The sequence below is a fragment of the Streptosporangium sp. NPDC000509 genome, from assembly GCF_042898365.1.
In the GTDB taxonomy this organism is placed as follows: Bacteria; Actinomycetota; Actinomycetes; order Streptosporangiales; family Streptosporangiaceae; genus Streptosporangium.
In genome coordinates this window covers 89,090-108,426 of record NZ_JBIAYX010000015.1, presented here as the reverse complement: position 1 = coordinate 108,426, position 19,337 = coordinate 89,090, and the positions used below count along the sequence as shown (strand labels likewise).

Sequence of the window (19,337 nt, the reverse complement as noted above, 5' to 3'; positions counted from 1 at the left end):
ATGCGAGAAGGTTGGGACGTGAGCGAGGGAAGCGAGCGGGCCGATCGACGCGGCGGCGGCGCCCGTGATGGGCTGAATCGCCCGACGGGGGAGGCTGCTTGAGCCGGCGACATCGTCGAGACCTCAGGGAGAGCCAGTCCCCCGAGGCGGTCTTCGCCGAGATGTTGCTCGCCGCTCGCGAGCTACTGGCCGTACGCAGCCCGCTGGACGCCGAGCTCATGGTCTCCGACATGATCGGAGCCTGGTGGGGGCGCCGGCTGCGCCGAGGGGACGCCGAGCAGGTCCTCGGCGAGGGCCTGGTCGACTACGCGGCCAAGGCGGGCTCGCCCGCCGCGCTCACCCTGCTGATCGCGCTCGCCTACCTCGGCACGGCCCGCCAGGCCGCCAAGGCCGAGGGCGCCGCGCTGGCGCTCATGGAGCGCGACGTGGCCAGGCCGCGCTGGGCCGACCGGCTGGGCGTGGTCAAGACGACCGGCTGCTTCGTCTCCCGCGACGCGTACGGCGACCAGGACACCGTGGTGTGCACCTTCGGCTACCGGGGCGCCGACAGCGTCGAGGAGCGGCACGCGCTGGTGGTGATCGTCGACTACAACATGCGCGGCATCGCCCGTGACGCCTGGGTCTCCTCGCACGTCGACAAGCTGCTGGAGCAGGCCAGGGCCGAGGCCGAGGGCAACCCGATGCTCAGGTTCGGGGAGATCGAACCTCAGCAGGCCAGGGCGCTGCTCGAATCGGCCATGAAGGCCACCGCCGAGTACGGCCAGCGCAGGACGACCGTGCCGGTCAGCGACAGCTACAGCGCCTACCACGCCTTCGCCAGGTCCCGGATCAAGGCTCTGCCGCCAGGCAGGAAGCGGCCGGCCCCGCTGCACAGCGAGGCCCCCTACAGCCGTGACCGCCGGGCGATGCTGGCGGCCGAGTTCCTCTCCTCGGACGCGGCCGAGCACCTGTCCGACCCCTCGGCGGCCTCCCGGTGCGCCGACCACATCATCGACTACGGCTGCGACCAGGATTTCGGCCGCCCGCTCCGGGTGAGCCCGACCAAGTGCGAGACGTTCCTCCTCGACTGGCTGCCGCGCAAGGTGATGCTCAGCACCGCCGAGCAGGAGGCGGTGCCGCACGTGCTGGGCGCGTGGGCGCGGTTCGCCGCGGGCAGGACCGGACTGCCCGACGAGGGGCTGCGGGCCACGCTCGACGCGATCTGGGAGGCGACGGGCAAGTTCGCGGAGTCCTACCGCGACCCGACGACCTTCGGGCTCGACCGCGACCTGCTCGACCGACTGCTGCCGGACGGCGACCTGTCGGCGCTGGCCAGGCGGGTGTTCGCGTTCCCCTTCCTGCAGGGTACGCACGGTGAGATCAAGCTCAGCCTGCTCAACCCCGCCGACGACACCGACCGGCGGATCCTGCTGGGGATCGACCACGCGGGGGAGCTCGACCGGCGCGACTACGACGAGCACCTCGCCTGGCACGAGGAGATCGCCGCCAGGCTCTGGGAGGGCGATCCTCCGCAGCTCTGGGAGGCGGCGCAGCGGCTGCTCGACCTGGGTCACGACCGGCACGACGTGCTGCACGTGCTGATCGAGATCGCCGAGCGCATCGGGGACGACCCCGAGGAACTGGCCATCGCCCTCGATGACATCGCGGACATTCCCGACGAACCTCCGGTGTAGGTGAGCCATGGTGATCGATCTCAACGCCGATCTGGGTGAGAGCTTCGGGATCTGGAGGCTGGGCGACGACGACGCCCTCCTCGACGTCGTGACCAGCGCCAACATCGCCTGCGGGTTTCACGCGGGCGATCCGTTGAACATCCGGCGCACGTGCGCGGCGGCGGTCGACCGCGGAGTGACGATCGGCGCCCAGGTCTCCTACCGGGACCTGGCCGGGTTCGGCCGCCGCGAGATGGACGTCGATCCCGAGGAGCTCTGCGCCGAGGTGCTCTACCAGCTGGGAGCGGTGGACGGCATCGCGAGGGCGATGGGCGGCCGGGTCTCCTACGTCAAACCGCACGGCGCGCTGTACAACCGGATCTGCCGCGATCCCGAGCAGGCCGGGGCCGTCGTGGCGGCGGTCGCCGACTACGACCGGGATCTGCCCCTGCTCACCCTGCCCGGCTCCGTGGTTCACGAGATCGCCGCCGGGGAGGGGGTCACCACCGTCGTCGAGGCCTTCGCCGACCGCGCGTACACCGGCACGGGAGCGCTGGTCTCCCGCCGCTCCCCCGGCGCGGTGCTGCACGACCCGGGCACGGTCGCGGACCGGGCCGTGCGGATGGCGACCGAGCGGGTGGTCGAGGCGGTGGACGGCTCGCGAGTGCCCGTCGAGGCGCGCTCGATCTGCGTGCACGGCGACACCCCCGGCGCCGTGCTGATGGCCCGTGCCGTGCGCGACGGCCTGGTGGAGGCGGGAGTGACGCTGAGGTCCTTCGCGTGAGCGTCCGGCGGGCCGGGGAGCACGCGCTGCTGGTGGAGACCGGCTCGCTGGAGATCTCCCACCGGCTGGACGCGCTGCTGCGGGCCGACCGGCCCCGAGGGGTGGTCGAGATCGTGCCCGGCCCCGTCACGGTCCTCGTCACCGCGCCGGGGGCCGATCCCGCTCGTCTGCGGGACGAGCTCCTCCGCCTGCTCGCCACGGTGACCGCCGCGGACGCCGCGGTGGCCGCGGGCACGCAGGAGGTGACCCTCCCCGTCGTGTACGACGGCGCCGACCTCCACGAGGTCGCCGCGCTGAGCGGCCTCTCCCCGCAGGAGGTGGTCGAGCGGCACACCGGGCGGGAGCTGGTGGTGGGCTGGCTGGGCTTCGCCCCCGGTTTCGCCTACCTCACGGGGCTGGACCCGGCTCTGCACGTCCCCCGGCTGGACACCCCGCGGACCTCGGTGCCCGCCGGGGCGGTGGCCGTCGCCGGCCCCTACTCGGCGGTCTATCCCTCGGCCTCACCCGGTGGCTGGCGGCTGCTCGGCCGCTCGGCGACCGCGGTGTGGGACGTGGCCGCCGACCCGCCCGCCCTGCTCACGCCGGGGACGCGGGTGCGCTTCCTCGCGGTCGGCGAGCCATGATCGAGGTGATCGCGCCCGGCCCTTACGCCACCGTGCAGGACCTCGGCCGGCCGGGGTACGCCCACCTCGGGGTGCCCCGCTCGGGTGCGGCCGACGAGCCGAGCCTGCGACTGGCCAACCGCCTGGTCGGCAACCCGCAGAACGCCGCCGGGATCGAGCTGACCTTCGGCGGGGCCCGGCTTCGCTTCACCACCGGGGCCTGGACCGCCGTCACCGGCGCCGCCTGCCCCCTGGACCTCGTGCGACCGTACGAGACGGTGCCCGGCGGGACGGGCCCGGTCTCTCCGGGCGGGGCTCCGGCGTCCACGAGCCGATCCTCCCCCGCGGGGACGCCCACGAGCGGGATCTCCGCCGGCGAGGCCTCTCCACAAGGGAGGCTCCGGCGAGTGACGGTGCCGCAGGCGATGTGCGCGCCCTTCTGGGTTCCCGCGGGGGGCGAACTGCGCCTGGGGACGCCCGGGGCCGGTCTGCGCACCTACGTCGCCGTCCGGGGCGGCGTCGACGTTCCCATCACGATGGGAAGCCGGTCCGCCGACTCCCTGTCCGGGCTGGGGCCTCCCCCGCTGCGCACCGGGACGGTACTGCCCGTGGGGCCGACCGGAGACCTGCCGCCGATCACCGTGGACGCGGCGCCCTCGCCGGAGCTCGGGAGGGGCGTCCTGCGGGTTCTTCCCGGTCCTCGCGACGACTGGTTCGTCCCCGGAGCCCTCGCCACCCTGTGCGCGGGGCCGTACGAGGTCAGCCAGGACAGCAACCGGGTGGGCGTGCGAATGCGCGGCGCCCACCTGGAACGAGCCAGGAGCGGGGAACTGCCGAGTGAGGGCATGGTGGCGGGGGCCGTCCAGGTGCCGCCCGGCGGCCAGCCGATCGTGTTCCTCGCCGACCACCCGCCGACCGGCGGCTACCCGGTCATCGCCGTCCTGACCTCGGCGAGCCTCGCCCGGGCCGCCCAGCTCCGCCCTGGCGACCGGGTACGATTCCGCCGCGACTGACCCGCCCACGGCGGTCCGGCCGTCACAGGCCGCGGCGAGCGTACGGGTCACCGGAGCGGGGCTGGGAGTTCGCGAAACCCCTGTAGGGCTCACCCCGGGGCGGTCAGACGATGAGCCCGACCTCGCCCGGAGGAGTTCGTCCACCTCCCCGTGGTCGGCGAAGGAGAGCGGAGACCCGTTCGATCTCGGCGGCGAGGGCGGCGGCGGGGACCTCCTCCAGGAGGTCGACGGTGATCTTCCCGTCCTTCGCCTCCCAGACCCCGGCCACCCGGCCCTGGTGGACGACGACCGGGGAGATCCAGCCGGCGGCCCGGCTCACCTTCGACTTCGCCTCGGCGGGCAGGAGGGGCTCCAGGTCGCGGGGCGCTCCCAAGATGTACTGGTCGAAGCCGGGCAGGAGGTGAACCCCTGTCGCGGGCCGGGTCGTGGCCAGATCGTCGAGGTGCTCGGCGAGCACGACCATCGGCCGGCCCTCCACCTCGATCTCGGCCAGCTCGGGCGTGAGGTCGCGGAACCAGCCGCGCAGCGTCGCCTTGCGGGCGGCTCCCCGGTAGAGCCAGCCGTCGAACGTCTCGGGGGCGCCGGGGCCGTGGGCACCGAGGAAGGAACGGAGCAGGCGCACCCCGGCCTCCTCCGCGGAGGGGAGCACGTCGGGCCAGCCGGGCACCTGGTCGCGAGGGCGGGCGAAGGTCACCCGGCCCCCGCGCGGCGGACCGTGGCAGAGCTCGCCGAGGAAGCTCAGCGGCTTGAGCAGGGCGCCCCAGCCGGAGGTGAGAGCCTCCCTCAGATGTGCGTCGCCGGTGACCTCGATCACGCCGTCGACCAGCTCCTCGCGGGTGAGGGCGCGCCCCGCGAGCGCCTTGGGGACGGCGTCGAGGATGGCGGCGACCTCGGCGGCGGTGACGCCGTGACCGCGCTGCCAGGAGCCTTTGTCCCAGTTGCGGAACGAGCCGAGGACCGCGGCGTAGGAGGCGAGCTCGTCGCCGGGGACGAGGTGGAGGGTGCCGCGCGCCGTCCAGGTCTTGACCAGGGTGCGATCTCGCCACAGGGCGCGGTCGATCTCACCGCGATCGGGCCGCGCGCTGCGCACGGCCACCGCCAGCTCGGCCGAGGAGGCCACCTGCGCCTGCACCCCGGTGAGCCTGCGCACGACGGACACCGCGTCGGGTCCGTCCGCCGGATCGACGAACTGCCGCTTCAGCCGCCAGGCGAGCACCTGGGGCCAGGTCACCGAGATAGCCATGACCGACTTCTACACGTCCTCCCCGACAGAACGCGACCCGCCCGTGGTCACGGGAACGGGCGCCGACGCTCCGGCCTTCGTGACTCCGTCGTCCGATCGCCGTACCCGGGCGTCTCCGTCCTGCGGGGCGAGACGGGCGTCGACCGGCCTTCGGGGTGGAACGAGCGTCAACGAACGAAGCCGATGTCCTGATATTTCAGGTCATAGAAGCCTCGGGCTCCGAAGTTGGCGAGATCGCTCTTGACCGCGACGATCTGCGGTCGCTGGTAGAGCGTCACCACGTTGACCGCCTGCCAGATGAGCTTGTCCGCGGTGTTGGTGTCGGCGACGGCCCTCGCGTGGTCGAGGTCGGCGGTCGCCTTGTTCATGGCGGCGTCGATCCGCCGGGATCCGATGCGGCCGAGGTTGGCGTTCCACTGCCTGGTGCCGTCGGGGAGCCTGACGGCGTCGGCGTACTGGCCGTAGGAGCTGGAGACGGGAAAGGGCGTGCCCACATACGCGAACGCGGTGATGTCGTAATTGCCAGGAATTATGTATTTGGTGAAGTAGTCGTCCGTCGGTACCGACTGGAGGGTGACCCCGACCCCGATACGGCCGAGCATGTCCTGGACGAGCTCGGCCTCGGATTTGGCGAGCTGCAGGCCCGACGGCAGGACGAACCGCAGGTTCAGCTCCCTCCCCGCCTTCCTGCGGGTCCGGCCCTCCAGTTTCCAGCCCGCGGCGTCCAGCTCCCTCCCCGCCCTGCCCGGGTCGTACGTGCCGATCTCACCGGCGTTGTCCTGGTATCCCTCCTGGGTGTTCATGAAGAAGTGGTTGTTGAGCAGCACGATCGGCCAGTCGAGGCCCTGGAGGTCCGACCGGGCGATGACCTGACGGTCGATGCCCATCGCGACGGCCCTGCGGACCTTCTGGTCGGACAGCAGGGCGCTCTCGCCGTTCATCGTGATGTGCCGGAAGTCGGGGCCCGCCGCCTGCCGCACGATCGCGTCCGGGGTGCTCCTGGCCCGCGCGTAGTCGGGCGCGGACGGGCCGACGTCGAAGGTGTCGAGCTCGCCGTTGCTGAAGGCCCCGACCAGCGCGTCGCTCTCCAGGGATCGGTAGATGATCCGGTCGAGCTTGGCCCGATCACCCCACCAGCGCTCGTCCCGCGCGATCGTGACGGTCTTGGCGGTCGGGTCGAACGACACGAATTCGAACGGGCCCGCGGTCACCGGGACGCGGTTCAGCCATGCGGTGTTGAACGCCTCGGGGGTGGCGTTCGTGCTCCGGGGATACAGCGGCGCGAACAGCGACTGCCAGTCGCCGAAGGGTTTGGCGAAGGTCACCACGACCTGGTGGTCGTCCCTGCCCCTGTCGACCTTCTCGATGTTCCGGTAACCGGTGGTGCTCGCCACCCGGTAGCCGGCGTCGCGGCCGCTCAAAGCCTGCCACTGGGCGCGGTAGTCCTCCCAGGTGATAGGGGTGCCGTCGGACCACCTGGCACGCGGATTGAGGGTCAGCGTGACGACCTGCTCCGGCTCGTGCGCGGTGACCCTGCCCTCGGACAGGTAGTCGGTGTTCGGGGAGATCGTCCCCTTGGCGTCGGAGCGGAAGGGGGCGGGCATGAGGGCGTCCATGACCCTCTTGACCGTCGCCAGGTTGCCGTCGATGTGATTGAGGTTCCAGTTGGACGGATACTCGTTGATCCCCCACCGGAGCACGCCCCCGTCCGCGACCCGCTCGCGAGGCACCGGGTTGACGTCGTAGGCCTTGATCACGGAGACCGGCCCGCCCGGCCTCCCCCCTCCCCCGCACCCGGCGAGACCCGGTGCGACGGCCAAGGCCACGGCCAGCGCGGCGGCGAGCGCGCCCACGCGCCGGATTGGTATCACGGTGTTCCTCCCGGTGCATACGGCTGGGTCATCCGGCGTCGGCCCTCTCGGCGAAGTGGCATGAGACGCCGTGGTCATCCCCGACCTGCCGTATCAAGGGCTCCTCGTCCACGCAGCGTCGCCGGTCGGTCTCGCCGAGGGTTTTGAACAGGGGGCAGCGGGTCCGGAAACGGCACCCGGAGGGAGGATCGGCGGGACTCGGCAGGTCCCCCTCCAGCAGGACGCGCTTCCTGGAGCGTTCCAGCAACGGGTCGGGAAGCGGGACCGCCGACAGCAGAGCCCGCGTGTAGGGATGCAGCGGGGTGTCGTAGACGGCGCCGACCCGGCCGATCTCCGCGATCCTCCCCAGATACATGACCGCGACCCGGTCGGCGATGTGCCGGACCACGGCCAGATCGTGCGCGACGATGAGGTACGACAGGCCCAGGCGGCTCCTCAGCCCCTCCAGCAGGTTGAGCACCCCCGCCTGGATGGACACGTCGAGCGCCGAGACCGGCTCGTCCAGCACGACCAGCCGGGGCCGCGGGGCGAGGGCACGGGCGATGCCGATGCGCTGACGCTGGCCCCCGGAGAAGTCCTGCGGGTAGCGGGCGGCGTGGCCGGGTTCCAGGCCGACGAGGTCGAGCAACTCGCCGATCCTCGGCCCCGGGTCCCGTTCGCCGTGCGCGCGCAGCGGTTCGGCGAGAATGTCGTAGACGGTCATCCTCGGATCCAGCGAGGCGAGCGGATCCTGGAAGACGACCTGCATGTCGCGCCGCACGGCCATCCGGTCGCGGGCGCTCATCCTTGAGGTGTCGTGGCCCAGCACCGTGATCCTGCCGCGCTGCGGTGCGGCCAGTTCGAGGATCTCCATCAGGGTGGTGGTCTTACCGCAGCCCGACTCGCCGACCAGGCCGAGCGTCTCGCCCTCGCGGACGTCGAAGCCGACGCCGTCCACCGCGCGGACCGTGCCGACCCTCCGCCGCAGGAGCGTCCCGGCGACCAGGGGGTAGTGCTTGACCAGGCCCTCGACCCGCAGGACCACGGCGCGCTCCTCGCGCGGGCGCGGCGGCTCCTCGACGCCGGGAGCGGCGAGGCCGGTGGAGTCGATGGAGTCGGTGGAGTCGGTGGAGTCGGTAGGGCTCACAGGGCTCGCGGGGCGCCGGGCGGGAGCGGCGGCGGCACGTGTGGCGGTGCCCGTGGCCGGTCCGCGCACACCGTAGACCTGGTCCGGTGACCATCCCGCCGCCTCGATCTCGCCGGAGCGCACGCACGCCGCGAGGTGGCCCGGCGAGTCCACGGGCTCCGGCTCCGGCTCGGTCTCGGAGCACGCCGGGACGGCGATCGGGCAGCGCGGCTCGAAGGGGCAGCCCGGCGGCAGCGCCGCCGGTGACGGCGGGCCGCCCTCGATGGGCACCAGCGGGCGTCCCCTGCCGCGGTCGAGGCGCGGGACCGAGCCGAGCAGGCCCATGGTGTACGGCATGCGACTGCGGTAGTAGACCTCGTCCACCGAGCCGACCTCGACGGGGCGCCCGGCGTACATGACGAGGACCCGGTCGGCGAACCCCGCCACCACCCCCAGGTCGTGGGTGATGACGACGATCGCCGCGCCGGTCTCACGCTGCGCCGTCTTCAGCACCTCCAGCACCTGCGCCTGGATGGTCACGTCGAGCGCGGTGGTGGGCTCGTCGCAGAGGATCACGTCGGGGTCGTTCGCGATCGCCATCGCGATCACCGCGCGCTGGCGCATGCCACCGGAGAACTCGTGCGGGAACGCCCTGGCCCGCCGCGCGGCGTCGGGGATGCCGACCAGGTCGAGCAGTTCGACCGCACGCCTGGCCGCCTGGGCGGCGCCCACCCGCTGGTGGACGCGGATCGCCTCGGCGACCTGGTCGCCGACCCGGTACACGGGGGTGAGCGCGGAGAGCGGATCCTGGAAGACCATGGAGACGGTCTTGCCGCGGAACGCGGTGAGCGTCCTCTCCGGGGCGCCCAGGATCTCCTGCCCGAGCAGCCGGACCGAGCCGGTGACGCGGGCGTGCGCCGGGAGCAGGCCCATCACGGCGAGCGAGGTGACCGACTTGCCGGAGCCGGACTCCCCGACGACACCGAGCACCTCGCCGGGACGGACCGCGTAACCCATGCCCCTGACCGCGCGGACCGCCCCGGGCCCCGAGCCGAAGGTGACGTCGAGGTCACGCACCTCGAGCACGGGGGCGATCGGGTCGGGCACCGGCTCGCGCTCGCCGGCCCTGGACGTCGTGCCCGAGAATCGCTCGCCCGTCATCGGTCACCCGCCCCGTGGGACGTGGGGTCGAAGGCGTCGCGCAGGGCGTCGCCGACCAGGTTCACCGCGAGCACGGTGACGATCAGCAGACCCGCGCAGAACCAGAACGTCCAGGGGGCGTACAGGGCCGTCCGCGCGCCGTCGGCGATGAGGCTGCCCAGCGAGACGTCGGGCGGCTGGATGCCGAAACCGAAGTAGGACAGGGACGTCTCGGTGAGGATCGCGGCGCTGACGTTGAGCGTGGCGTCGACGACCAGCAGCGAGGACATGTTGGGGATCACGTGCCGGAAGACGATCCTCGTCGGGGGCACGCCCATGAACCTGGCCGCGTGGATGAACTCCCGCTCCCTGAGAGAGATGGTCATGCTCCGGACGATCTTCGAGGTGACCATCCAGAGGAAGAGCGCCAGCACCAGCACGAACACCGGCCACTGCCTCCCGGCGAAGAGCGGGGACATGATCGCCAGGATGAGGAAGGCCGGGAGCACGAGCAGCAGGTCGGTCAGCCAGGTCAGCGCCCGGTCGGTCCAGCCTCCGAAGTATCCGGCGAAGGCGCCCACCACGGCCGCGAGCGCGGTGCCGACCACCGCGGCGAGCAGGCCCACGATCAGGGACCTGCGCAGGCCGCGCAACGTGACCGCGTACACGTCGGCGCCGGTCTGCAGGGTCCCCCACCAGTGCTCGGCGGAGGGAGGCGCGAGAAAGGCCGTGTAGTCCTTCGAAACGTACGTCCAGCGGGTGAGGTGCGGCCCGGCGAAGGCGAGCAGGAAGATCAGCACGAGCAGGGCGAGGCCGATCCTGCCCCGCCCCGAGCGCAGGAGGCGGCCCGCGACCACCCGCAGCCGCGAGGGTGCCTTGATCCTGTCGACGGACGACTGCTGCTCGGCGAGCTCCTCGTCGGCGATGGCCATCTCCGGCTCACCCCACCCGGACACGGGGGTCGAGGACGGCGTGGAGCATGTCGGAGGCGAGCGCGGCCAGCAACACGGCCAGCGCGGCGAAGCAGCTGATCGCCGCGACGGTGTTGACGTCGTTGGTGGAGATCGAGTCGACCAGCTGCTCCCCCAGGCCGTGCCAGCCGAAGATCTTCTCGGTGAAGGTGGTGCCGACCAGCAGCGCCCCGAAGGTGAAGGCGAAGTAGGTGACCGCCGGGATGAGCGCGGTGCGCAGCGCGTGCCGGGTCAGCGCGGCCCGGCGGCTCAGCCCCTTGGCCATGGCCGTACGGACGAAGTCGGCGCCGAGCACGTCGAGCATCATGTTGCGCTGGTAACGGCTGTAGACGGCGACCAGTCCGAGCGAGAGCGACAGCGTGGGCAGGACCAGGTGCCTGATCCTGTCGAACACGGCGGCGGCGAGCCCTCCCTCAAGGCCGGGGGTCGCCTCTCCGCTGACGAGGACGATCTGGGTGCCGGCCGCCTCGTTGAGCCGGATGGCGGCGATGATCAGCATGTTGGCCAGCACCACCGTGGGGATCGCGAGCACGACGAAGGCCAGGACGGTCGCCGATCGGTCGAAGAGGCCGTACTGCCTGACCGCGGCGTAGGCTCCGATGAGCACACCTCCGACGCTGCCGAGAACGAGTCCGATCGTGATCAGGCGCAGGGTGACGCCGACGCGGCGCCCGAGGTCGTCGTTGACCGACCCTCCGCCCACCGTCCTGCCGAAGTCTCCGCGCACGACGCCTCCCGCCCAGGTCAGGTAGCGCTCGAACAGCGGGGTGCGGTCGTTCAGGTTGAGGTCGGTGAGGTGCGCGTCGACGACGGCCGACGGGAGCGGAGGATTGCGGCCCTCGTAGTTGGATCGCGGGTTGAGCGCGGAGGCGGCGAGCATGTAGGCCAGGCTGGTGGCCACGACGATCAGCACCAGATAGTTGAGCAGCCTGCGGGTAAGGAATCCCGCCATCTTTCCTCCTCCGGAGCCCCGCCGCTGTCGGTGACCATCTTGCTACACTCGGCGACCGACGGACTGCACAGCGTACCGAGTCGGAGGGATCTCGATGGGAGATGGCGGAGCCGAGGTCACTTCCCCGCGAGCTCGTCGACGGCCGCGCGCAGGTCGGCACCGGTGATGGTGGTCAGGTCGGCGGCGCTCGCGGTGGCTCCGCCGAGGGCGGCGAGGCGGACGTCCCTGCGCATCGCGGCGCGCTCGAAGAGCGAGCGCGCGAACCTGCCGTTGCCGAGCCCGTCGATCAGGCCCTCGTCGCAGACCCAGGTGAAGACCTCGGCCAGGTCGCGGCGGGCGTCGTCGTCGAACCGGTCTCCCGACTCGTCGGCGAGCAGCACCGCGATCTCGGTGAGCTCCCCCGGCGAGTACGAGGGAAACTGCACCCGCTGGTTGAACCTGCTGCCCAGACCCGGGTTGGAGGCCAGGAAGGCGTTCATCTCCCGCTCGTATCCGGCCAGGATGATCACCAGCCGGTCGCGGTCGTCCTCGGCCCGCTTGAGCAGCGTCTGCACGGCCTCGGTGCCGAAGGCGTCGCCCCCGCTGTAGCCGGAGTTGACCAGGCTGTACGCCTCGTCGACGAACAGCACCCCGCCGAGCGCCCGGTCGACCAGCTCGTTCGTCTTGATCGCGGTGGCGCCGAGGTGCTGGCCGACCAGGTCGGCCCGCTGCGCCTCCACCACGTCGGGCTGGGTGAGCAGGCCGAGGGCGGCGAAGATGCGGCCCAGGATGCGGGCCACGCTGGTCTTACCGGTTCCCGGCGGTCCGGCGAAGACGAAGTGCCGCATCTGCGGCGGGGTCGGCAGCCCGCGCTCCTCGCGCATCTTGGCCACCCTGAGCTGCGCGGCGATCGCGTGCACCTGCCGCTTGACCGGCTCCAGCCCCGCCATGCGGTCGAGGTCGGCGAGCGCCTCCTCAAGGGAGGGGGCGGCCTGGTAGCCCCGGTAGCGGGCGGTGAGCTCGTCGAAGGCCTTGACGACGTCGGCCTCGATCGTGGTGACCAGGTCCTCGGTGGTGGGCGCGCCGCCCGCTCCCACCACGCGCACGTCCCTGGCCTGCGCGACGGCCTCCACGAGGCTGCGGACGAACCGGGCGTTGCCCAGGTCGTCGACGATCGCGCGCCGGTGGATGTCCTCGAAGCGGGCGAGCAGGGCGGACGCGGCCTCGGGCGCCATCCGGTCGCCCCTGCGCCGCTGCAGCAGCTCGGTGATCCGGAGCAGCTCGTCGGGAGCGTAGCTGGGAAAGCGGACCCTGCTGGAGAACCGGCTGGACAGGCCGGGGTTGGACGACAGGAAGGTGCCCATCTCCTTCTCGTATCCGGCCAGGATGACGATCAGCCGGTCGCGGTCGTCCTCGGCCCGCTTGAGCAGCGTCTGCACGGCCTCGGTGCCGAACCTGTCGGGCTGGCCGTCACCGGAGTTGATCAGGCTGTACGCCTCGTCGACGAACAGCACCCCGCCGAGCGCCCGGTCGACCAGCTCGTTCGTCTTGATCGCGGTGGCGCCGAGAAACTCCCCCACCAGGTCGGCCCGCTGGGCCTCCACCACGTAGGGGGTCTCCAGCAGGCCGAAGGAGTAGAAGATCTTCGCGACGGTCCTGGCCACGCTGGTCTTGCCGGTGCCGGGAGGGCCGACGAACACGAAGTGCCGCATCGGCGGCTCGGTGGAGTATCCGGCCTCCCTGCGCAGCCTGGCCGCCTCGATCGAGGCGGCGATCGAGCGGACCTGCTCCTTCACCGGGGCGAGGCCGATCATGGCGTCCAGCTCGCCGAGCGCCTCCTCCACCGAGATGGGCGGGGGATCGTCGCGCTCGCCGGCGCTCTGGGCGGGGGCGGGGTGGCCGCCCTCGCGGACCCGGAGCCCGCTCGGGCGCCGCTCCCCCGCCTCCAGCGCGGCCCGCACCCGGCGGGCCTGCAGGAACCGGTGGACCAGCACCCCGGCCGCCACGGCGTACGCGGCCCAGACGGCGACGGCGGGCACGAACCCCGTGATGACCACGTCGAGCAGGACGGCCGTCAGTCCCGCGGGCACCAGTGCCATGACCGTGGTCATCCACGGTGGGACCCAGCGGATGAGATGGGCGGCCCCCGCGACCAGGAGTCCGAGGAGCATCAGCGCCGACGGGACCGGCGAGTGCAGGCCGAAGAGGACAGCCCGGAAGATCAGGACTCCCCCCAGCCAGCCGAGCACCACGAGCAGGGTCGCGGCGGCGCGGGGGAAGCTCAGGGTCAGCGCCGCGAAGCCGAGCAACACCAGGGTGGAGAAGAACGTGTTGAGGACCGACCAGCCGAGTCCGAACGCCAGCGCGACCGCTCCGACCAGCACCGCGACGTAGATCAGCCTGCGCAGGGGCGGCGAGAGCCGAAAGTAGCCCAGCCGAACCTGCTCGAACAGATCCCGTGCCGCCGCGCGCCCCGCCGGACGGGCCCTGCTGGATTCCCGCATCACGCCTCCCCGGTCCGCCCCTGGTTATACCGCAACAAGGGGGCGTTTGCGCGTGCCTGAGGGTCGCGCCACGCCGTCGTGTGGGCAGGATCAGATATCCGGATGAGAGCGGATGAAACCAACGTTCGAGGTAGCAAGCTCTTTCCGCGCGGTCCCTCCGGCCACGCCTCTCCCTGTGCCGCCCCCGCGCCCCGCGCGCGGCGACCCTCGCCCGTGTTCCCCCGAGGCGGTACGGCCCGGTCCCGGCCGCCCCCGCCGTTCGCCCGCCCGGGGAGCCATGCCGGGTCGCGGGCGTCGCGGGCAGGGAAATGTCACCGCCCGGCAAGACGGTCCACGGCTCCGCGCCCCGCGGGTCACGCGGCCCTTGGACGCCCCGGTCCCGGCATGGCTCCCCGGGCGGGTCGCGTTCCGGGCGAGGGCGTCCCGCGCTCCGGGGAGAACCGGATCCCGGCACGTGCCGCGTCGCGCATCGCAGGACGGTCCCGCGCTCCGGGGAGGACCCCTCAGCCGCGGCGGGCGCGGCCCTGGTGGCGGCCGGGATACTCGCCGACCACGACCTCCTTGGGGGTGATTCTCAGCAGGTCGGCCTCGGTGTCGCCGACGGCGACGCCCCGCACCTCGGCCCAGAACCGGCGGTCGAGCGGGTCGGCGACGAAGACCGCCACCCTGGGGTCGCGTTCGGCGGCCTCCCAGGCGTCGGATGCGGCGATCAGGCGCAGCTCGCCGCTCGGGCCGACCGAGCTGACCGCGCCGACGGCGAGCGCGCGCGGACCGCTGGGATCGGCGTACGCGAGCACCACCCCCCGCGCGTAGGTGAAGGCCGCGCGCACCTCCCCGCTGAGACCCACCGGCGCTCCCGCGTCGCCGGGGAGGCGGCTCCCGCAGCCGTCGCACATGACCAGCGAGGCCCGCCACGGCCCCGGCGCGCCGTGCCACCACGCCCGCACCGATCTCGTCGCGAATACCGCCACCGGTACGGCGAGCAGCGCGATTCCCGCCCACCAGGCCCACTCTCCCGGCGGGTCGAGCCCGAGAGCCGGTGCCGCTCCGGCCACGCCGAGCAGGATCGACGCCGAGGCGGACAGCGCCAGGACCGCCACCAGCGCGCGGTCGGAGGCCGACGCGCGGGCGAGTCCGAGGGGCAGACCCACCCGGACTCGCAGCCGGCCGAGCACGAGCGGTACGGCGAGGGCGGCCAGTGCCCAGCTCCGCTCGTCCAGAACGATCACCGCCACCGTGACCGCCGCCGGTACCGACCAGACCCTGACCGCGACGAGCCAGAGCGTCACGTTCACGTCGCGCCTGGCCGTGCGATCGTCACCCGCGGCGGCGAACTCGGCCAGCGCGCTGACCGGCCGCCCGCGCCACGCCTCGACGAGGACGCGCAGGACGAGCAGCACCATCCCGTTGAGGAGCACCAGTCCGGCGAGACTCGCCCAGAGCGCACCCGGCGCCGGGCCGGAGGGGGGTGGTGGGATCTCCGCGGGGAGGATGGCGACGACCGCGACGTACGCGGCCACGGCGACCAGGGTGATCGAGACCGACGTGCTGAGCCACAGGTCGCGGGCGAGCATGCCCGGCACGTACGACCAGAGCCTGACCCGGTGCGCCCGCCTGAGGGTGATCGCCAGGACGGCGAGCAACACCAGGCCGCCGCCGATCCTCGCCACGGAGGCCAGGCCGAACCCGAACTCGGTCGCGCAGACCGCGACGAGGGCGACGGCGAGCAGGATCCGGATCTGCCGCGACCATGTCGCCAGGGCACGTCTGGCCCGGCCGGTCTCGCGGGGATCGACCGGCCAGGCGGGGTCGTGGTGGGCGCGCGGGCGCTCCCAGCGCAGCCGGGCCAGGCCGAGGTTCACCCTCGCGCCCGGATGGCCGGGCAGCAGGCGCAGCGCCTCGCGGTAGGCGGCCTCCGCGGCGGCGTACTCACCCCGCAGCAGCGCGAGGTCACCGGCGAGAACGTGCGGGTCCGGCTCCTCCGGCGCGTAGCGCACGGCCCTCGCCGCCTGCGCCCGCGACTCGCGCCAGCGTCCCGGCACCCTGCGCAGCGCGGCCCCCAGCCGCATTCGCGCGGCCCAGGAACCCGGTGCGAGGCGTACGGCCTCCTCGGCCGCGGCCACGGCCTCCGCGTCGCGGCCGAGCCGCTCGAACGCGAGGCTCGCGAGGCGGTATCCCCAGTCGGCGCCGGACTCGGACCGGGGGTCGAGGTCCAGCGCCTTGCGTGCGGCCTCCAGCGCGGCCTCGGGCCGGTCACGGGCCAGCCACGCGGCGGCCACCGCGCACCACTGCCGGGGGTCGGCGGGGTCCCGCGGTGGCGGGATCGAGGCGGGGTCATCCCCGCCGGACCCGCTCACCACGGCGGCTCACGGGCCTCGCGCTGGCTCCCCACGATCGCCATGGTCGGTGCGAGATCACCTTTTGCCTAGATGTCGGTATATGCCTGTATCTCTCTAGAGAGGTCGCTCGCAGTGGCCCGAGAACCGCCGAACACCGCCCCACTCGGGGCATAAAACGGACATTCCCCTGTGAATCAATCACCCAATGCAGCCCCGGGCACTGCCCGGCTTCGCCTAAGCTGCGACGCATGTTCGTCCAGGCCGACAGATCCTGAGCGGCTCATGACCACCGTCATGGCCAGACGCGCGGACGGCGACCCACGGGCATCCAGGGCCGGCCGGTGGTCGGTCCTCGCCATCCTCTGCTTCAGTCTGCTGCTGATCACGGTGGACGCCACGGTGCTGCACATCGCGGTACCGGCGCTGACGTCCGCCCTTGAGCCGTCCTCCGTGGAGCTGTTGTGGATCATCGACGTCTACTCGCTGATGGTCGCGCCGCTGCTGCTCACCTTCGGCACGCTCGGTGACCGCTACGGGCGCAAGCGCCTGGTGCTCGCCGGATACCTGGTCTTCGGCGTCGCCTCGGCCGCGGCGGCGTTCGCGCCGACCCCGCTCGCGCTGATCTCCGCACGCGCACTGCTCGGTCTCGGCGGAGCGATGATCATGCCCGCCACGCTCTCCATCATCCGGCAGGTCTTCACCGACCGGCACGAGCGGGCGATCGCGCTGGGGGTGTGGAGCGCGGTGGCCGCGGCCGGGGCCGCGGTCGGCCCGATCATCGGTGGGGTGCTCGTCGAACACTTCTGGTGGGGCGCCGTCTTCCTGATCAACGTCCCCATCCTGCTGGTCCTGATGCCCGCCGCGGCCAGGATCCTGCCCGAGTCCCGCAGGCGCACCGGTCGGCCGTGGGACGCGCTCAGCGCGGCGCTGTCGGTGCTGGGCATCCTCGGGGTGGCCTTCGGCCTGAAGGAGGCGGGGGCCGGGCATCCGGGCGGTGTGGTGGCGTTCCTGGGCGGGGTCTGGCTGCTGGTGTGGTTCGTCCGCAGACAGCGCTCACTCGCCGTCCCGTTGCTGGACCTGAGCCTGTTCCGGAGACGGGCCTTCTGCGCGGGAGTGGGCGGCGTACTGCTCACGGTCTTCGCCCTGGTCGGGCTGCAGCTCATGCTCGCCCAGTATCTCCAGCTGGTCCTGGGGCACAGCCCGCTCCAGGCGGCCGTACGGATGCTCCCCCTCATGATCGCCGCGATCGCGGGCGGTCTGGCCGGGGCGCGGCTGCTGCGCTGGTTCGGGCTGCGCGCCACGATGGGCGGCGGGCTGGCGTTGACCGCCCTCTCCCTCGCGCCCACCCTGACCTGGCACACCGAGGGACATCCGGTGGCCCTCACGCTCTGTTTCATCGGCATCGGCTTCGGCATCCAGGTCACCCTGCTCGCCGCCTCCGACACGATCATGTCCTCCGCCCCCGAGTCCCACGCGGGCGGCGCCGCCGCGATCGAGGAGACCGCCTACGAGCTGGGCGCCGGGCTCGGCGTCGCGGTGCTCGGCACGATCACCACGGCCGTGTACGCCCCCTCGCTGCCCCCGGTCCACGGTGTCGCGCCCGCGATGATGGAGCAGGCCCGCCAGTCACTCGCCTCCGCCGCGCACGTGGCGCGGGAGATCGGCGGCGGCGTGGGAGACGCCCTGCTCGACGCGGCCCGCGTCGCGTTCGTCTCCGGTCTGCACACGACGGTGGCGGTGAGCGTGTTCCTGCTCGCCGCCACCGCTCTGGCCGTGACACTCCTGGTGCCCCGCCGCCCCGTCGGCGAAGAGAGGGACGCCCCTCGTGGAGGTTCGTGACGGGTCGCGAAGGTTCGCCGAGGGTTTGGACGGTCTCCGCTCGGTCATCTATCGGTCAAGCATGGGCAGGAACGGGGAATCTAACCAGAATGAGGAACCGTGCGACAAACCCTTCATGATCTTGCTTCCCTGGCCGCCAGACTTGGCGTGGGCGGGATCTTCTTCGCCAACGGCTGGCACAAGCTCGAAGCGGGCCTGAACGCCACCGCCGAGCAGTTCACGAGCCTGGGCGCCTCCGGGCCCTACGTGTGGGCCGCGACCACCATGCTCACGGAACTCATCGGCGGCGCGCTGCTGGTCGCGGGGCTCGCCGTGTCCGCCTGCGGGCTGCTGCTGTTCGCCGAGGCTCTCGCCGTGTTCATCCTGGCCAGCGGCGAGGTGGGCCTGCCGCTCACCGGTGGCGACGCCAAGCTGATCGTGGCCCTTGGCGCGGCCTCCATCCTGCTCGCGGTCGGCGGCGCGGGCCGCCTCTCGGTCGACCACATGGTGGTGATCAAGCGCCGTGAGGCCGAGGCCGCCGAGGACTTCGCCGCCGAGAACGAGGCCCACGACGTCATCGCCTCGCTGCGCGAGCCCGAGACCCACGCGGCGCCCGCCCTCGCCCGTCCCACCTCGGGGAAGAAGCCCGACGAGGCGTCCCCGCCTACCTCCGAGCCGGAGGGATCCGCCTCGGAGAGCACCACGGACACCGCGGAGTTCCCCGCCGCCCCCCGTCCTCGTACGCGCACCCGCAAGCCTCCGTCCGGCGCCGCGACGTCCACACCCCCGGCGACCCCCGCGACCGCGCCCACACCGGTCGGGCCCCCCGCGCCCGGCAAGACCTCCGACACCCTCGTGGCCGGGAAGAAGGAGCGCCCCTCCTCGGGGAGCTGAACAACCCCGGCGCTCGGTCATCCGGCCGGGCCGCCGAGGCCGGAGGTCCCCGATCGGCCGCGGGCGCTCCCCGCGGTCATGCCCGGCCCCCCGGCCGGCCCCCGCGCGGACCGCCACGACCTCACCCGGTGAGCCCCTCGGCACGGTCCTGGGCGTCGAGGACCTCGTCGCCGTGGTCGAAGGCCCACTCGCCGAACGCCCCGATCAGCGGCACCAGCGTCCGGCCCAGGTCGGTGAGCCCGTACTCGACCCTGGGCGGCGCCTCGGCGTAGGCCCGGCGGGAGACGAGGCCGTTGTACTCCAGCCTGCGCAGGGTCTCGGTGAGCACCTTCGCACTGATCCCGCCGATCTCCTCGCGCAGCTCGCCGGGACGCCGGGGACCGGCGCGCAGCGCCCAGACGACGACGGCGTTCCAGGTGTTGCCGATCAGGTCGAACGCGAGCCGGGCGCGGCAGTCGGCGAGGAACACG

The 19,337-nt window shown here is 72.7% G+C and carries 14 protein-coding genes; 6 read left to right on the top strand and 8 right to left on the bottom strand.

All coding sequences use genetic code 11. From position 1 onward, the window contains the following. Window positions 1-161: 161 nt before the first annotated feature. The 4 genes from ACFY3D_RS26580 to ACFY3D_RS26565 are packed head-to-tail and all read left to right on the top strand — an operon-like array spanning window position 162 to window position 4,051. Window positions 162-1,673: a hypothetical protein gene (locus ACFY3D_RS26580; RefSeq protein WP_362902455.1), complete on the top strand. Its 1,512-nt coding sequence runs from the start codon at window positions 162-164 to the stop codon at window positions 1,671-1,673. Window positions 1,674-1,680: 7 nt separating this feature from the next. After that, window positions 1,681-2,436 (top strand): LamB/YcsF family protein, encoded by a 756-nt coding sequence (locus ACFY3D_RS26575; protein WP_389983856.1) that lies wholly within the window; start codon window positions 1,681-1,683, stop codon window positions 2,434-2,436. Then, a complete protein-coding gene (locus ACFY3D_RS26570; protein ID WP_389983853.1) occupies window positions 2,433-3,059 on the top strand; it encodes an allophanate hydrolase subunit 1 in 627 nt (208 codons plus the stop codon). The genes ACFY3D_RS26575 and ACFY3D_RS26570 overlap by 4 nt, the downstream gene beginning before the upstream one ends. Then, entirely contained in the window at window positions 3,056-4,051 is a 996-nt protein-coding gene (locus ACFY3D_RS26565; RefSeq protein ID WP_389983850.1) for a biotin-dependent carboxyltransferase family protein, read from the top strand. Before ACFY3D_RS26570 ends, ACFY3D_RS26565 begins: the two co-directional genes overlap by 4 nt. A gap of 103 nt (window positions 4,052-4,154) precedes the next feature. Here the strand turns inward: ACFY3D_RS26565 and ACFY3D_RS26560 are convergent, their stop codons facing one another. The 7 genes from ACFY3D_RS26560 to ACFY3D_RS26530 form a co-directional block, all read right to left on the bottom strand. Next, window positions 4,155-5,294, bottom strand: coding sequence for a winged helix DNA-binding domain-containing protein (locus ACFY3D_RS26560; protein ID WP_389983847.1), 1,140 nt, complete (start codon window positions 5,292-5,294; stop codon window positions 4,155-4,157). A gap of 167 nt (window positions 5,295-5,461) precedes the next feature. After that, window positions 5,462-7,165 (bottom strand): ABC transporter family substrate-binding protein, encoded by a 1,704-nt coding sequence (locus tag ACFY3D_RS26555; protein ID WP_389983844.1) that lies wholly within the window; start codon window positions 7,163-7,165, stop codon window positions 5,462-5,464. A 28-nt stretch (window positions 7,166-7,193) separates the two neighbouring features. Next, a complete protein-coding gene (locus tag ACFY3D_RS26550) occupies window positions 7,194-9,431 on the bottom strand; it encodes a dipeptide ABC transporter ATP-binding protein (RefSeq protein WP_389983841.1) in 2,238 nt (745 codons plus the stop codon). After that, a complete protein-coding gene (locus ACFY3D_RS26545; protein WP_350945940.1) occupies window positions 9,428-10,342 on the bottom strand; it encodes an ABC transporter permease in 915 nt (304 codons plus the stop codon). Before ACFY3D_RS26545 ends, ACFY3D_RS26550 begins: the two co-directional genes overlap by 4 nt. Window positions 10,343-10,349: 7 nt before the next feature. Beyond that, a complete protein-coding gene (locus tag ACFY3D_RS26540) occupies window positions 10,350-11,333 on the bottom strand; it encodes an ABC transporter permease (RefSeq protein WP_389983837.1) in 984 nt (327 codons plus the stop codon). Between the two features lie 116 nt (window positions 11,334-11,449). Beyond that, on the bottom strand, window positions 11,450-13,816 hold the full coding sequence (locus ACFY3D_RS26535; protein WP_389983834.1) for an AAA family ATPase: 2,367 nt from the start codon (window positions 13,814-13,816) through the stop codon (window positions 11,450-11,452). Between the two features lie 503 nt (window positions 13,817-14,319). After that, a complete protein-coding gene (locus ACFY3D_RS26530; RefSeq protein ID WP_389983831.1) occupies window positions 14,320-16,176 on the bottom strand; it encodes a hypothetical protein in 1,857 nt (618 codons plus the stop codon). Window positions 16,177-16,437: 261 nt separating this feature from the next. Between ACFY3D_RS26530 and ACFY3D_RS26525 the strand changes: the two genes are divergently transcribed. After that, entirely contained in the window at window positions 16,438-17,994 is a 1,557-nt protein-coding gene (locus ACFY3D_RS26525; protein ID WP_389983829.1) for an MFS transporter, read from the top strand. A gap of 99 nt (window positions 17,995-18,093) precedes the next feature. After that, window positions 18,094-18,867, top strand: coding sequence for a DoxX family membrane protein (locus ACFY3D_RS26520; RefSeq protein WP_389776790.1), 774 nt, complete (start codon window positions 18,094-18,096; stop codon window positions 18,865-18,867). Window positions 18,868-18,988: 121 nt separating this feature from the next. Here ACFY3D_RS26520 and ACFY3D_RS26515 read toward each other — a convergent pair whose 3' ends face one another. Continuing rightward, complete coding sequence (locus ACFY3D_RS26515) at window positions 18,989-19,336, bottom strand: helix-turn-helix domain-containing protein (protein ID WP_350945934.1); 348 nt, start codon at window positions 19,334-19,336, stop codon at window positions 18,989-18,991. Window position 19,337 lies beyond the last annotated feature (1 nt).

Coding starts and splice junctions, on each gene's coding strand:
- ACFY3D_RS26580 (WP_362902455.1), top strand. CDS start 162: ATGTTGCTCGCCGCTCGCGAGCTACTGGCCGTACGCAGCCCGCTGGAC.
- ACFY3D_RS26575 (WP_389983856.1), top strand. CDS start 1,681: ATGGTGATCGATCTCAACGCCGATCTGGGTGAGAGCTTCGGGATCTGG.
- ACFY3D_RS26565 (WP_389983850.1), top strand. CDS start 3,056: ATGATCGAGGTGATCGCGCCCGGCCCTTACGCCACCGTGCAGGACCTC.
- ACFY3D_RS26560 (WP_389983847.1), bottom strand. CDS start 5,294: ATGGCTATCTCGGTGACCTGGCCCCAGGTGCTCGCCTGGCGGCTGAAG.
- ACFY3D_RS26550 (WP_389983841.1), bottom strand. CDS start 9,431: ATGACGGGCGAGCGATTCTCGGGCACGACGTCCAGGGCCGGCGAGCGC.
- ACFY3D_RS26545 (WP_350945940.1), bottom strand. CDS start 10,342: ATGGCCATCGCCGACGAGGAGCTCGCCGAGCAGCAGTCGTCCGTCGAC.
- ACFY3D_RS26540 (WP_389983837.1), bottom strand. CDS start 11,333: ATGGCGGGATTCCTTACCCGCAGGCTGCTCAACTATCTGGTGCTGATC.
- ACFY3D_RS26535 (WP_389983834.1), bottom strand. CDS start 13,816: ATGCGGGAATCCAGCAGGGCCCGTCCGGCGGGGCGCGCGGCGGCACGG.
- ACFY3D_RS26525 (WP_389983829.1), top strand. CDS start 16,438: ATGACCACCGTCATGGCCAGACGCGCGGACGGCGACCCACGGGCATCC.